Genomic DNA, 15,234 nt, shown 5'->3' with positions numbered 1-15,234 from the left:
GCTCTTTTTACAACGAAATGTCATTTTGTCATTGAGATACAAAAAGAAATATCAGGATTCAAGTTATTCGTTCTTTTACATAGCAATCCGAAAGCACATCGAGAGTCATGCCTGCTTTCGCTTCGTACTCATTATGAGTTTTAGCATTTGCACACATTTTTAGTTCGTCAAAATATTCGTTTTTCAGCATCGACCATCTTCACTCGAGCCTGCCTGAAGCTTGCGCGAACATCTTACCTGCTTGCAAATGCGCAAAGCAGGTGCTTTTGATAGCTTTCATTGCTTGTTAGCCCTCAAAATAGATGACATTAGAAGCTTTCACAATCATACGGACTTAAAGAAGATGATTTTAAGGGCTTGCACCACTTGTTTACTATTAAAAGCATTGAATTTAGGAGCTTTCATCAATGCACAGACTTAAAGAAGATGATTTTAGTCGCTTTCATTGCTTGCTAACCCCTAAAAGCAATGATTTTCGGAACTTTCAAGACTGCACAGGCTGAATGAAGATGATTTTAACAACTCACACCCTTTGTTAGCCCCTAAAAGCAGTGATTTTGATAACTTGCACTGCTTGTCAGCCCCCAAAGGCGATGATTCTAAGAACTCATACCGCTTGTCAGCCTTTAATGCAAATATTTTTGACAACTTACAATTATGCCAGGCTTACAGCCCTCTCTCGAAGTATTGCTTTTTCCCCAACGCTTCGCATTGGGCTGAATTATTTCGCCCTTTCAGGGCTCTTTCAGCGGTCAGCACTCAGAAATCAGCGGTCAGCCAACCGATCAGCATGTCAACGAATCAACAACTCAACAATTCAACATCTCACCGCCTTTGCGGGGTTTATAAGGGCTGAAAGCCCGACGTATTTGAGCCCCATCCCGCAAGGGTGGGGTATCGACATCCGGACCTTGCTCGGAGGGCTGAAAGCCTGAGGTAATCATCAATCCGGATTTCTCTACATCCGCTTCAACAAATCACAAACGGATAGAAAGGTGTTGTTTGTTTTACCAAAAAATCTTTACAGCAGAATTTCGTTTTCAGCCTTCCCGCGTGCGAAATAGTGTTTTCCGAACAATATCTGTCTGAAAATAGCCCGGATTATGTTATTTTTGCATGCTCGAAACAAAAAAATAAAGCCAAATTTCGGAGCGATTAAACCAGAACAAATATGCAGTGGAACAAATTAATATCCGGTAAGCGCCTCGGCATCGAGGCTTACCACGAACGGAAGCATGAACGGACAAACTTTCAGCGCGATTACGATCGACTGATCTTCTCCTCCCCTTTCCGGCGGTTACAGAACAAGACGCAGGTCTTCCCCTTGCCCGGAAGCATCTTTGTGCACAACCGGCTGACGCATAGCTTAGAGGTATCGTGCGTCGGGCGATCGCTCGGGACGAATGTAGCAACACGATTGATGCAAAAATACGGAGACGAGACCGCCAACCTGCAAGAAATCGGCTCGATCGTCTCGGCCGCCTGTCTGGCGCATGACATGGGGAATCCTCCGTTCGGGCATTCGGGCGAGCGAGCTATCTCGGCGTTCTTCTCCGAAGGGGCGGGCCGGCAGCTCGAAGCCCGCGTACGTGCCGAAGGCGGCCGATGGGAAGACTTTGTACACTTCGAAGGTAACGCCAACGCCATACGTTTGCTCACGCACCAGTTTATCGGGCGAAGAAAAGGCGGATTTGCCCTGACATACAGCACGCTCGCTTCCATCGTCAAATATCCTTACGCCTCGACACACGCTGCCGCGAAGAAAAAGTTCGGTTTCTTCCAGAGCGAAGAAGAAACGTATTCTCGCATCGCCGAAGAACTGGGCATCCCCAAACAGCCCGACGCTTCCGACGCGTATGTCCGTTATCCGTTAGTCTATCTGGTCGAAGCCGCCGACGATATCTGCTATCAAATCATGGATATCGAAGACGCCCACAAGCTGCGTCTGCTGACAAGCGAAGAGGCCATCGGGCTGCTGCTCGGCTTTTTCGGAGGAAAACGCCTGAATGATATTCAACATACGATGGCCATGGTAGACGACACGAACGAGCAGATCGCCTATCTCCGTTCGTGCATCATCGGACTGCTGGTCGACGAATGCACGCAGGTATTTATCAAAAACGAGGAAGGATTGCTCGACGGAAGTTTCCATGCGCCGCTGATCGACTGCATCAACGAGCAGGCGCGTCAGGCGTATAAAGCGTGTTCGGAGATGGCTTACCGGAAAATTTATGTCGCGAATGAAGTAGTCGACGTGGAACTGGCCGGTTATCACATCTTCGGATACCTGCTCGAAACCGTCATTGAAGCCGTGCTCCATCCCGAGCACGCATACAGTCAGCTACTCCTTAGCCGCGTACCGGGTCAGTACGACATCAAAGCGCCTACCACGTACGGGAAGATACAATGCGCGCTCGATTATATTTCGGGCATGACGGACGTCTACGCCCTCGACCTGTATCGCAAGATTACAGGCATGAGTCTGCCGGCTGTCTGATTAACGACGCTTAATAGGCCTCACGGTATTTCATGCCGTCCTTATCTTCGAGAATATTGAGGTAACTTTTATAGCGCGACTGGCTGATGTAATGCGCTTCGACCGCTTCACGCACCGCGCAGCCCGGCTCATTCGTGTGCGTGCAGTTGCTGAAACGGCAGTCGGCCGAGTATTTGAAAATCTCGGGAAAATAATGCGCCACTTCTACTCCCTGCATTTCAATCGTTCCGAAGCCTTTAATGCCGGGCGTATCGATCAGATAGCCTCCGTTCGGCAGCGGAATCATTTCGGAAAACGTCGTGGTGTGAACACCCGCTTTGTGGTATTCGGAAATATCTTTCGTCCGAAGCTTGGCATGCGGCAACAGCTTGTTGATAATCGTCGATTTCCCGACGCCCGAATGACCGGACAACAGCGTAATCTTATTGCTGATCTTGTCCGACAACGCGTCGATTCCTTCGCCCGACGTAGCACAAAGCTTCATACAGTCGTATCCGATGGTACGATAAAGCGTCATCAAGCCCTCCAGATATTCGAGCTCGTCGGCGTCATAACGGTCAATTTTATTGAAGACGAGTAAAGCCGGAATCCCGTAAGCCTCGGCCGTGGCAAGGAAACGATCGATAAAAGTCGTTGTCGTCTGCGGATAATGAATCGTAACGACGAGCAAGGCCAAGTCGATATTCGCCGCAAGAATATGCGACTGCTTCGACAAGTTCGATGCCCGCCGGATCATATAATTTCGGCGGTCGCCGATTGCCGTAATGAACGCGCTGCCTTCGCGGTTCTCTTCGATTTCGACCCGGTCGCCGATGGTGATCGGATTCGTACTTCGAATGCCTTTCAGCCGGAACGAGCCTTTAATCTTACAATCGACAGACCGCCCGTCGTCGGTATGAACCGTATACCAACTACCGGTATTCTTTACGACAAGGCCATGCATCAAACGGTCATGATTTCTTTTTCTTTCGCCGCGTACAGCTCGTCCACTTGCTTGATGTATTTATCGTGAATCTTCTGTACGGTCGCTTCGGCGTCTTTCCCCGCGTCTTCGGGCACCCCTTCCTTAACGGCTTTTTTGAGGTGCTCGATCACATCCCTGCGCGTATTACGAATGCTGATCTTTGCCGTTTCGGCATGTTGTTTGGCACCCTTCGCGAGCGAGCGGCGGCGTTCTTCGGTGAGTGGCGGAATGCCGAGGCGGATCACTTCGCCGTTGTTCTCGGGCGTAATGCCTACTTCGGACGTGAGAATCGCCTTCTCAATCTCCTTCAACATCGGTTTTTCCCACGGGGTGATGATAATCGTTTTGGCGTCGGGCGTCGTGATGGACGACACATTCGCGAGCGGCGCCATGCTGCCGTAATAAGAGACTTTGACATTGTCCAGAATACGCGGACTTGCCTTGCCGGCGCGAATGCGTGCCAGCTCATCGTCTAAATAACGAATAGCCGACGACATCTTCGTCTCGGCATCTTTGATGATTTGGTTGGTGTCTGCTAACATAACTTTTCATTTTTTATTTTTCACAAAGATAATTCCTTTTTGTATATATGCAAAATGTGCGCAAGATAGTAACCGCGATGAGGTCAGACAAAAACGCGAGATGCGAGCTCGCTCTATTCAACTCGTGTCGCTCCGCTGTTAAGGTTCCCTTTGCTATGAACAACTCATACGAGTTCAGGCTTGAAGCCCTTCTGCCCTGTGGGCGTTTGTTGACGGCCGAATGCTAACGAGCACTTACGAATGAAATTACATGTCTTGAAAAACGTTGACAGTTATTTTTCTTATCTCTCGTTTATTTCTTCTTTCATGATTCAAGCTAATTTTGAGGAATGTACCTGCTCGGGAGTACGTAAGTTTAAATCCCAATGCAGCTATTTGCGTTTCGATAATCAGCCGTCAATATTCGTAATTCTTCATTCTCCTGTCATTTTAACATTTCGCGATACAACGTTTTCGGTCTTTTTTGCATCATATAGGGCAGGTAACGGCAAGGAATATCGGGAACACGGAACGAAATATCAACATTTAAAACCAGAAAGAATATGAAAACGAAAAGGATTGTATGGATGAGTACCCTGCTTCTACTGTTAGGCGTAGCGGGGTGTGAGAAAGAAGAATTAAAAGTCGAAAATTTCGGTTACTTAAAATGTCCGCCTGTTCCAATCGTGGGAGCGAAAGGCGATGTTATCGGTACATGGAAATTGATACAAACGTGGTCGGCTGCGGGTGCTAAGGGCAATGCCGTTGTTTTCGATACCCTCGACGTATCATGCAAGAATGTGTATTATGAATTCAAAAAAGACAATACGCTTACGGTAACAGGCCATGCCGGAAATATACCATCCGGAACATACGAATATTTATATGTTGAATACAATGCCTGTCCGCTGTGTGATCCCAGTCCCAATCTGCGTATTAAAAAATCGGATACGGCTTACTATTGCATCGTTGCCCCCTATCAAATGTCCATCGACAAAACGAGGTTTGTACGAATTAAATAATGTAATACTTATACCTGTATGAAAACGAAAATGATTGTATGGAGAAGCACTTTGCTTTTGCTGCTCGCAGAGGTTTCAGAGGTTTTTCTTGCGTAACTCAAAGTCTCGTCCCAGATACTTCTCGCGCACAATTTCATTGGCCGCCAGCTCTTCGGCCGTGCCTTGAAAAAGCACCTTTCCTTCGAACAGCAGGTAGGCGCGGTCGGTGATGCTTAACGTTTCGTGCACGTTGTGGTCGGTAATGAGGATGCCGATGTTCTTATGTTTGAGTCGGGCGACGATAGTCTGAATGTCCTGCACGGCGATAGGGTCTACGCCGGCAAACGGTTCGTCGAGCATGATAAATTTCGGGTCGATGGCCAGACAGCGGGCAATCTCGGCCCGACGGCGCTCTCCACCCGACAGGCGGTCGCCCAGATTCTTGCGCACCTTTTGGAGACCGAACTCCTCGATCAGGCTTTCCATCTTCTCCCGTTGATATTCTTTCGGCTTGTCGGTCATCTCGAGAACGGAACGGATATTGTCTTCGACCGTCATCTTGCGGAAGATCGAAGCCTCTTGCGCCAGATAACCGATACCGAGACGGGCGCGCTTGTAGACCGGATAACCGGTGATTTCCGTATCGTCCAGAAAGATTTTGCCCTGATTGGGAGTCACCAACCCCACGCTCATATAGAATGTCGTCGTTTTACCTGCCCCGTTGGGGCCGAGCAACCCGACGATTTCCCCCTGCTTGACGTTGATCGATACGTGATTCACGACCGTGCGCGTGCGGTATTTCTTCACCAAATCTTCGGTGCGGAGCATCATTTGTTGTTCATCCATCGGTTCTGTTTTTTACCCGCTGCAAAGATAGAATATTTTTGTATCTTTCGGCCGTAAATCATACGTATCAACACGTATGCTATCATACGACTTTATCATGACAAACCTCAAAGCATTTCAAGATTATTACCCCGAAGCTTTCGGGCACTGTTTTGGTTGCGGCGCGGAAAATCCGCACGGGCTGCATATCAAAAGTTACTGGAACGACAATGCGGCCGATGAAACCATCGCCTTCTACACCCCTGAACCGTATCATACGGGTGGCTATCCGGGGTATGTGTACGGCGGACTCATTGCCGCCATCCTCGATTGTCACGGCAACGGAACGGCAGCAGCTGCCGGTTACCGCTTTCACGGACGAGCGATGGGCAGTCAGCCCGCACTCCGCTATGTGACGGCCTCTCTTCACCTCGATTACGTGAAGCCTACTCCCATGGGAGTGACGCTCGAACTCCACGCCCGAATCCTCGAAGTCACTGCCCGGAAGGTCCGCATGGAGCTGTGGCTCACAGCGGCCGACGTGGTCACCGTCAAAGCACAGATGGTCTCGGTTGCCTTGCCGCCGAACTCTTGAAAAGTATTTGCCCCGAAAGCAGCAGATACGAATCCGTAAATTCGTGTGCCGTCCCGAGGCAAAACCCAAATAAATAAAGAAGTCTACGGTTTTTACGTTTTCATCTGAGCCTTTTGCAGCTTCTGGGTAAGTAACGGTACGACCTTGGTCAGGTCGGCCACGATACCGAGGTCGGCCACATGAAAGATCGGCGCAAACTTGTCTTTGTTGATCGCAATGATGTAATCCGACTCTTCCATGCCCGCCAGATGCTGGATGGCACCCGATATGCCACAGGCGAAGTACACGTCAGGGCGAACAGTTTTGCCCGTCTGTCCGACTTGCCTTTCATGATCAATCAAGCCGGCATCGACCATCGCACGCGACGAGGAGACCTCCGCACGGATCGACGAAGCCAGAGCTTCGAGCAGTGAAAAACCATCCTTGCTGCCTACGCCCCGTCCGCCGGATACCAAGATTTTCGCTTCGGTAATATCTACCAGGCTCTTCTGCTTTTTTTCTTTTCTGACTAAACGTACCTTGAACGCCGACGGATCAAACTGCATGTCTACGTTTACGATTTCTCCTGTACGGCTCTTGTCGGCCGGCCGGCGGCGCATCACTCCGGGACGAACGGTCGATATCTGCGGACGATGTTCTTTGCAGACAATCGTCGCCATCAGATTTCCGCCGAACGCAGGACGTGTCATCAGCAGGTCGCGGTCGTCCGAAACAGCCAGCGCCGTACAGTCGGCTGTAAGCCCGGTCTTTACTCGTGCCGAAACACGCGGGCCCAAATCGCGCCCGATCGTCGATGCTCCGATAAGCAGGACTTCCGGCTTATAGGTCTTGATCAGGTGAGTAACGGCTTGCGTGTAAGGCTCCGTCAGATAATCTTTCAGTTCGGGCGAGTCGATGACCAGCACCCTGTCGGCGCCTGCCTCGATCAGGCTCTGTGCCAAGGGGGATACTTGATCGCCGAGCAACAGAGCCGTGACGTCTTCACCCACTGCTTCGGCCAACTCGCGTGCTTTCCCAATCAGTTCAAAAGCTACGTTTTTGATTTCGCCTTCCCGTTGTTCGGCAAAGACGAAGATTCCTTTATATTCTTCCTTGTTCATGATGCAATCACAATAGCGGGGTTAGATGATGAATTTTTCCTGCAACTTCTCAAAAATAATCTGTGCGCCTTCTTCGGGAGATACTTCATGTAGCGCTCCCATCGCCTTCGCTCCCTTGGTGAACGATTTGGCCACCCGTGTCGGGGAGCCTTTGAGGCCGATCTGTTCCGCGTCCACACGGATATGATCGAAGCCCCATACTTCGATTTCCCGTTCGTAGGTGCTCATAATCAGTCGTACATTCATATAACGCGGAGGCTCGGCTGACGAGATAACGGTGAACAGGCAAGGCTGGCCAACTTCGAGTATCTCGTACCCTTCCTCCGTGCTTTTGGTGACGGTAAACGTCTCGTTTCCGTCATATTCCACGTGTTCCACATACGTAACCTGCGGCAATCCGAGATGCTCGGCAATCTGCGGGCCTACCTGCGCCGTGTCGCCGTCAATCGCCTGCCGTCCGGAGAAGATGACATCGAAAGGGATGTTTCGCAGAGCGGCAGCCAGCGTGTACGATGTCGCCCACGTGTCGGCTCCGCCGAATTTCCGGTCGCTAAGCAGGATGGCACGGTCTGCGCCCATGGCGTATGCCTCGCGAAGAATCGCTTCGGCCTGCGGCGGTCCCATCGTCAAAACGGTAACATGCGCTCCGTACTTGTCTTTCAGGAGCAGGGCCTGTTCCAGTCCGCACTTGTCGTCCGGGTTCATGATGCTCGGTACCCCGTCGCGGATAAGCGTTCCTTTCACCGGATCGAGTTTGATTTCCGTCGTATCCGGAACCTGTTTGATACAAACAACGATATTCATAGTACTATTTTTTCTTTTTTAATAGGTTGGAGGCAATCACAAGTCGCTGTACTTCGGATGTGCCTTCGTAAATCTCAGTAATCTTCGCGTCACGCATCATCCGTTCTACCGGATATTCGCGGGTATAACCGTATCCGCCGTGATACTGGACGGCCTTGATGGTCATATCCATCGCGATCTCGGCACAATACAGCTTGGCCATGGCCGAGTCCATCGTATAATTCATCTTTTGATCTTTTTTCCACGAGGCTTTTCGTACCAGCAGGCGAGCCGCTTCGATGCGCGTCGCCAAATCGGCGAGCTGGAACTGCGTGTTCTGAAACTGACCGATGGACTTACCGAACTGCTTTCTCTCGGTCACGTATTTTACCGTCTCGTCCATGGCGCCCTGCGCAATGCCTAGCGCCTGCGAAGCAATCCCGATACGTCCTCCGTCGAGCGTCTTCATCGCAATCTTGAAACCGTTGCCTACAGTGCCGAGCATATTTTCTTTCGGAACGATGCAATGCTCAAAAACCAGTTCGCATGTGGCCGAACCCCGTATTCCCATTTTCAATTCTTTCTTTCCGATGCTGAACCCGGGCATCCCCTTCTCGACGATAAAGGCCGTGATTCCTTTCGTGCCAAGACTTTTATCCGTCATGGCGAAAATGACATATACATGGGCATACTCGGCATTGGTGATAAATATTTTATTCCCGTTGAGGATGTAGTGATCATCTTCTTCCTCAGCGAAGGTTTGCTGTGCGGCTGCATCCGTTCCGGCATTCGGCTCGGTGAGTCCGAAGGCACCGATCCATTCACCCGAGCAGAGTTTAGGCAGATACTTTCGTTTCTGCTCCTCGGTCCCGTGCTCATAGATTGGGGCGGTGCACAGCGACGTATGCGCCGACAGTACGACGCCTGTAGTAGCACATACTTTCGACAGTTCTTCGACCGCCATGGAGTACATCTGATTCGTGGCTCCCGCTCCACCGTACTCTACCGGAAAAGGAATACCCATCAGCCCGATCTTCCCCATCTTACGCACGGTCTCTATCGGGAAACGCTCCTGATCATCGATTTCGGCAGCCAGCGGCTTCACCTCTTTCTCGGCAAAGGCGCGAATCATCTGGAGAAACAAGGCCTCCTCACGTGTCTGATTAAAATCCATACATTTTTCTTGTTGATCGATTCGTTACGTGTTTTATTTCATCGCCCAGATTTCGTCGTCGGTAGGAACGTGAATATGCGGTGACACTTGTGCTACGCGTGTGATGTTGAGCAAGTGTTTATAGGTGAAGTTCTCCGAGATGGAGTTGTTTCCCCAGCTTCCGCATCCCAGCGTGGTAGTGACCGACAGTCCGTTCTGAATCGATCCGCCGGCCGTGATGGAGCAGGAGGCGTTGACGATCAGGCGCGATACGGAGATTTCCATTCCGGCTTTAATGATATTCGCCTGATTGTTCGAGTGAATACCTGCCGTGTGGCCGCTCCCTTCGAGGCTCAGGTTCGTTTTGGCAATATCGAGAGCTTCTTCAAAGTAATTGTATGAGAAACACGCCATCACGGGACACATTTTTTCTTTACAAATAATGTCTTCCTTGCCGACGCCCTGAGCCTGCACAACGAGTACCCTTGTTGCTTCGGGCACGGAGATACCCGCTTTACGGCTGATCATTTCGACACTTTGTCCTACGATGTCTCGACAGAGTGCTCCGTCTTTGAAGATGGCGTTCACGACTTTGTCGCGCTCTTCTTCGGGTACGAAATAGGCGCCGTGTCTGACGAAAGCCTCGAATACTTTTTGTTTATCTTTCGCAGGATAAATGAAACTTTGTTCGCCCGAACAGATGATACCGTTGTCGAAAGCGCGTCCGGTGATAATCTTGTCGGCCGCTTCGTCGTAGTCGATGGAACGGTCTAAGATTACCTGCACGTTGCCGGCTCCCACCCCGAACGACGGTTTGCCCGACGAATAGGCCGAATGTACCATCTGCATGCCGCCTGTAGCGACCACGACATCGACCGAGGCCATAAGTTCCTGTGTCTTTTCGATGCTCGGCTCTTCGATGATCTGAATCAGTCCTTCGGGAACGTTATAACTCAGTAGACACTCGACGATTTTATTTACCGTGTACGTAGAACAATTTTTAGCCTTCGGGTGCGGCGCTACGATAATGGCATTTTTCGTCTTCAATGCGAAGGCGATATTGGCCATCGGCGTCACGATCGGGTTGGTCATCGGTGTGATAGCCGCTACGACCCCTACGGGCTTGGCGATTTTGATCAGTCCCGTTTCGTCATCGATTTCCATGACGCCCATCGACTTTTTGCCTTGCAGATTGCTCCATACGCCTTTCGCCTTGTTTCTGTTTTTGGCTACTTTGTGCTCGTACACGCCCATCTGCGTTTCGTCAATGGCCATCTGAGCCAATAATTCGGCGCGGTCATACACGGCTTTGGTCGCTGCTTTTACAACTTCGTCGACCGTGTCCTGATTAAATCTTTCCTGATACTCTTTCTGCGCCGCGCGGGCGAGAGCGATCATTTCTTTAATTTCCATAGTGTTATTGATTTAGTATAACGTTTGATAAATGGTTGCTATTTCGTCTTGTGTCAGTGCCACATAGTTATTGGCCAGCAGACGCTGTTGTGTTTTCATGACCGATTCGGCGAAGCCTTTTACTTCTTCGGGTTTCATGCCGTATTCCCGAAGTGGCCGCTTCTCGATCAGACAACCCAATAACTTATCTAACTCCTGAAATACCTCGCCGGGGCTACAGTTCAGCCGTTCCCCGATTTTCCGGTTCAACTCAGCAATGCTTCCGTCCGGATTCTTCGCCTGATACGTTTTGAATACTTCGGTGAAGAACTGGTAGTTTGCTTCTCCATGCGGTACATGATATGTGCCTCCGAGCGGATACGAGAGCGCATGTACGGCGCCTACTCCGGCATTCCCGAAAGCGATCCCCGCGAAGTTACTGGCCATGATCATCTCGCCCATTTTCTCGAAACGGTAGTCCTGCCCTTTGGCAGCAATCTCTTGGAACACATCGAGGATGATGTTCCAGGCGGCTTCGCTGAAAATCCGGGTGTACGGGTTCGCTTTGGGAGAAACATAAGATTCGATGGCATGTATCAACGCATCGATGGCGCTGCACGCGTAAAACTTGAACGGCAGCCCCCGCAGTAATTCCGGCAGGATGACGGCGTCGTCGGCCAGGATCGTATCGTCGGCCAGTCCCATTTTCGTATGACGGCTTTTGATCTCGGCGATGGAGAGATTCGTTACTTCGCTGCCCGTTCCGCAAGTCGTAGGAACGATGACCAACTGCTTCTCTTTGATAAGCGGAATCTTACGGTCGAATGCATCCGACACGTCGTTGAGGTCTTGCAGCACGAAGAGTTTCGAGATGTCGATCACCGTGCCGCCTCCGATGGCAATGACGCGCGTATAACGCAGGTTCGCTACTTCCTTCAGCATACGGTTCATCATTTCGTCCGAGGGTTCTCCCAAGCCGTACTTCTCCTGCATGATAAAGCGGCAGGGAAGATTACACGATTTCATGTACGGTTCATACAGAAACTCGTTGGTAATAACAAGGTCATTCTCGCCGAGGGCGAATGCCTTCGCAAAATCACCGAACGTTTCGAATCGGTGAATCGTTGTTTTTAATTTGAATAGTTGCATATTCGTAATATTTGGATGATACGTATCTGACTTAATGAAATCGTTGTTGATAAAATGCTTCCAATTCTTCCCTGAAATCGGGATGAGCAATCTTGATTAACGCCTTGGCACGCTCACGGAGCGACAGGCCTTTCAGACGGGCGATCCCGTACTCGGTTACGACATAATCCACATCGTTGCGCGAGGTCGTGACGGTGGTGCCCTCGGTCAGTGTGGCTACGATGCGGGAGGCTGTGCCGTTTTTCGCCGTCGAAGGCATGGCCATGATGCTTTTTCCTCCTTTCGACCAATTGCTGCCACGTACATAGTCGACCTGACCTCCCGTGCCGCTGATTTGTTGCAAGCCGATGCTTTCGGATGCCACCTGCCCGGCAAGATCGACCGAGATACAACTGTTAATACTAATCATCCGGTCGTTCTGCGCGATTACTCGAGGATCGTTCACATAATCCGACGGATACATCTCCACGTCCGGGTTGTGATTTAAAAAGTCATACAGCGCCTGCGTCCCCATCAGGAAGGTTGCCACCATCTTATTCGGATGTAGCGTTTTCGCTTTTCCGTTGATTACGCCGCTTTTGACCAGCTCCAGCACCCCGTCCGAGAACATTTCCGAATGAATGCCCAAATCTTTCTTGTCTTTCAGGAAAAGAAGCACTGCATCCGGAATCGCGCCGATACCCAACTGAAGCGTTGCTCCGTCCTCGATCAGCGTGGCACAATTTCTTCCGATGGCTTCTTCTACTTCGGTGATGCGAGGAGGGGCAATCGTATAAAGCGGATAGTCGGCTTCGACGATATAGTCGAGCTTCGACAGATGAATCAGGTTATCTCCTCCGATATACGGCATCTGCTCGTTGATTTCGCCGATTACTAACCGCGCATGCTCGGTCGATGGCTTCGAATAATCCGACGATATACCGAAGCTGCAATTTCCGTCCTTGTCGGGAGGTGAGAGCTGTACGATGGCGACATCGACAGGAAGCAGTCGCTCACGCATCATCAGGGGCACCTCCGAGAGAAATGCCGGAAGAAAATCGACTCGCTTCTCCTTAATCGCCTGCCGCGTATTCGCGCCGATGAAACTGGCGACGTGTCGGAAATGTCCTTTCATCTCCGGCGCCGTGTATTTTGCCTCGCCCAAGACGAGCATGTGGTAAATACCGACATTTTTAAACGATTGATAGTTCCGTATCATCGCATCGACACACTGCTGCGGCACTCCGGCCGCATGACCTAACGATACCAACTCGTTGTCGCGAATTTGTCTGACGGCTTCGTCGGCCGAGACGATTTTGTTACGATAGGTTGTTTTCCATTCCATTGTTATATTCGATTAATAGGTTTTCCGAAGGATTCGTTTGGCTTCATCGAGCAGTGCCTGACTGACACCATAGTCGGTTTCCACCCGGATGGTTTCGTCGCCCAGTGCTTCGCGAAGGATTTTCTGCACGACGTGTTCGAGCGTTTCGCAGGCCGAAGGACAATATTGGCATGCTCCGGTGAAAGACACTTTGACAACCGACCGGGAGATTCCCGTCAAGGTCAAATCTCCTCCGTGACTGCGCAAGAGAGGGCTGACCTTCTCGCGCAGTACGGCGGCGATCGTTTCTTTTTCGATGAATCGTTCCGTTTCCTTCATGTTCTTATTGATCTAATGATTCGTCGATACGGGCGATGGTTCGCGCCATTTTCTTCTTGGCTTCCAGATCGCCTTGACGCGCAATCATGATGCGTTGCGCCTGCGGCGATCCGGCTCCGTGCAGCGACTCGGTACGATAGCCGACGGCGGCCGTTCCCAAAGTTAAATTCTCGATCAGACGCAGGATGCGCATCCGGTTGGTGGTGTCTTTTCCTTTTGCACCGGCCAGATATTTGCGGACGATATCGCCCGTTTCTTTCGAGTGCAAGTCCCGTTCCGAGGGCATGGTGACCATCAGCCCTCCGGCAATATCTTCGGCCAGACGGGTGATTTCGTACGGGAAACGGGTCACATTCTGTTTGCAGACATTGGCCAGCAGCAGGTCGATCATATAATTTCCGGCCGGCATCTTTACACCTTCTGACGAGCAGGCGATCCCACAGGCATACAACGTCTCGTTCAGATGAATCATCTCGATGAGCTTGTCTTTGATATGCGATGCTTTGGGTACGCCGTTGTAATCGGCAGCCAGAGCGGCCGCACCGATCAGGACATCACCTACACCGACCTTGCATCCTCCGTACGACTGGCGGTGGTAACCCGCGAAACGTTCGACCATCATACCGGCAAACTGATATTCCTTACACATGAATACTCGTTCGTTCGGGACGAATACATGGTCGAAGACGACGAGCGCTTCGTGTCCGCCGAACTCGGGATTCCCCAAGTCAATATCGGCGCCTTCTTCCATCTTGCGCGTGTCGCACGACTGACGGCCGTAGATCATCGTGATTCCTTCGGCATCGCTCTCGATGGCAAACGATACGGCATAGTCGGCGTCGGCCTCTTTCATGGCGATCGTGGGCATGATCAGATGCTCGTGCGAGTTTACGGCTCCCGTCTGGTGGGCTTTGGCACCCGTCACTACGATGCCGTCAGGCCTTACTTCGTTGATATGAACGTATAGATCGGGGTCTTCCTGTTGCGAGGGCGAAAGACCCCGGTCGCCTTTCGGGTCGGTCATCGCTCCATCGACGACGAGGTCGTTATCCTGTACATATTTCATGTATTCCACAAAGCGTTTGTGGTATTCCGTGCCGAGGGCTTGATCCATCTCGTAGGTCGTTGAATAGATGGCATTGAAGGCGTCCATCCCGACGCATCGCTGGAAGCAACTGGCCGTCTTTTGTCCGAGCAGGCGTTGCATTTTTACTTTGTTTTTCAAGTCTTCGGGGCTTTGATGCAGATGGCAAAACCGGTTGACGGTCTTACCCGTAAGATTCGATGTGGCCGTCATGATATCTTTGTATTCTTCCATCTCTGCCAGTTTATACGTCATGGCGATGGAATTAAGCGACGGCCTGATTACCGGATGATCGACCGGATTATGAATCCGTTCACCCATAAAATACACCTTCAGGTTCAACTTCCTGAGGCTTTCCACGTACTCTTCTCTTGTCTTCATGTATATTTCTTTTTATAGTTAATAAATATCCAACTCATCCGGCTCTTTCTACTGCAAAGAAGATAAGGAACGGATGTACTTCACGCCCCCATTCCCATTCCTGCAACGGCGCGTACCTCCATACGCCGACACAGTACAAGGCCTGTA

14 protein-coding genes are annotated in these 15,234 nt (G+C 50.7%); 3 read left to right on the top strand and 11 right to left on the bottom strand.

The window, feature by feature from the left end:
• Positions 1-1,171 precede the first annotated feature (1,171 nt).
• Positions 1,172-2,497: a dGTP triphosphohydrolase gene (dgt, locus tag Q4A89_RS03640; protein ID WP_303183850.1), complete on the top strand. Its 1,326-nt coding sequence runs from the start codon at positions 1,172-1,174 to the stop codon at positions 2,495-2,497.
• Between the two features lie 10 nt (positions 2,498-2,507).
• Here the strand turns inward: dgt and rsgA are convergent, their stop codons facing one another.
• Entirely contained in the window at positions 2,508-3,440 is a 933-nt protein-coding gene (rsgA, locus tag Q4A89_RS03635) for a ribosome small subunit-dependent GTPase A (protein ID WP_303183868.1), read from the bottom strand.
• The gene (gene frr, locus Q4A89_RS03630) at positions 3,440-4,003 is read right to left on the bottom strand and encodes a ribosome recycling factor (protein WP_303183848.1); all 564 of its coding nucleotides are present in this window, start codon (positions 4,001-4,003) and stop codon (positions 3,440-3,442) included. The genes rsgA and frr overlap by 1 nt, the downstream gene beginning before the upstream one ends.
• Positions 4,004-4,545: 542 nt before the next feature.
• Between frr and Q4A89_RS03625 the strand changes: the two genes are divergently transcribed.
• On the top strand, positions 4,546-5,004 hold the full coding sequence (locus Q4A89_RS03625) for a hypothetical protein (RefSeq protein WP_303183847.1): 459 nt from the start codon (positions 4,546-4,548) through the stop codon (positions 5,002-5,004).
• A 75-nt stretch (positions 5,005-5,079) separates the two neighbouring features.
• Here the strand turns inward: Q4A89_RS03625 and lptB are convergent, their stop codons facing one another.
• Positions 5,080-5,829, bottom strand: a complete 750-nt coding sequence (gene lptB / locus Q4A89_RS03620; protein WP_303183846.1) for an LPS export ABC transporter ATP-binding protein — start codon at positions 5,827-5,829, stop codon at positions 5,080-5,082.
• Between the two features lie 97 nt (positions 5,830-5,926).
• Between lptB and Q4A89_RS03615 the strand changes: the two genes are divergently transcribed.
• On the top strand, positions 5,927-6,403 hold the full coding sequence (locus Q4A89_RS03615) for a hotdog domain-containing protein (protein ID WP_303183845.1): 477 nt from the start codon (positions 5,927-5,929) through the stop codon (positions 6,401-6,403).
• Between the two features lie 92 nt (positions 6,404-6,495).
• Here Q4A89_RS03615 and Q4A89_RS03610 read toward each other — a convergent pair whose 3' ends face one another.
• From Q4A89_RS03610 to Q4A89_RS03575, 8 genes are read right to left on the bottom strand one after another with little or no spacing between them, the layout of a single operon-like run.
• On the bottom strand, positions 6,496-7,503 hold the full coding sequence (locus Q4A89_RS03610; protein ID WP_303183844.1) for an electron transfer flavoprotein subunit alpha/FixB family protein: 1,008 nt from the start codon (positions 7,501-7,503) through the stop codon (positions 6,496-6,498).
• 21 nt (positions 7,504-7,524) lie between these two features.
• Entirely contained in the window at positions 7,525-8,307 is a 783-nt protein-coding gene (locus Q4A89_RS03605; RefSeq protein WP_303183842.1) for an electron transfer flavoprotein subunit beta/FixA family protein, read from the bottom strand.
• A gap of 4 nt (positions 8,308-8,311) precedes the next feature.
• The gene (locus tag Q4A89_RS03600) at positions 8,312-9,460 is read right to left on the bottom strand and encodes an acyl-CoA dehydrogenase (RefSeq protein ID WP_303183841.1); all 1,149 of its coding nucleotides are present in this window, start codon (positions 9,458-9,460) and stop codon (positions 8,312-8,314) included.
• 33 nt (positions 9,461-9,493) lie between these two features.
• Positions 9,494-10,852 carry an aldehyde dehydrogenase family protein gene (locus Q4A89_RS03595; protein ID WP_303183840.1) on the bottom strand — a complete coding sequence of 453 codons (1,359 nt, stop codon included), beginning with the start codon at positions 10,850-10,852 and terminating at the stop codon, positions 9,494-9,496.
• Between the two features lie 12 nt (positions 10,853-10,864).
• Positions 10,865-11,980: a 4-hydroxybutyrate dehydrogenase gene (locus tag Q4A89_RS03590; protein ID WP_303183838.1), complete on the bottom strand. Its 1,116-nt coding sequence runs from the start codon at positions 11,978-11,980 to the stop codon at positions 10,865-10,867.
• A 31-nt stretch (positions 11,981-12,011) separates the two neighbouring features.
• Positions 12,012-13,304, bottom strand: a complete 1,293-nt coding sequence (locus tag Q4A89_RS03585; RefSeq protein ID WP_303183836.1) for an acetyl-CoA hydrolase/transferase family protein — start codon at positions 13,302-13,304, stop codon at positions 12,012-12,014.
• A gap of 12 nt (positions 13,305-13,316) precedes the next feature.
• Positions 13,317-13,622: a NifU family protein gene (locus Q4A89_RS03580; RefSeq protein WP_303183835.1), complete on the bottom strand. Its 306-nt coding sequence runs from the start codon at positions 13,620-13,622 to the stop codon at positions 13,317-13,319.
• Between the two features lie 4 nt (positions 13,623-13,626).
• Entirely contained in the window at positions 13,627-15,087 is a 1,461-nt protein-coding gene (locus tag Q4A89_RS03575; protein WP_303183834.1) for a 4-hydroxyphenylacetate 3-hydroxylase family protein, read from the bottom strand.
• Positions 15,088-15,234: the final 147 nt, after the last annotated feature.

Source organism: Tannerella sp., from assembly GCF_030528505.1.
GTDB lineage: Bacteria > Bacteroidota > Bacteroidia > Bacteroidales > Tannerellaceae > Tannerella.
Note: the sequence above shows the minus strand (reverse complement) of the source record. Positions and strands in the feature narration are given on the sequence as shown.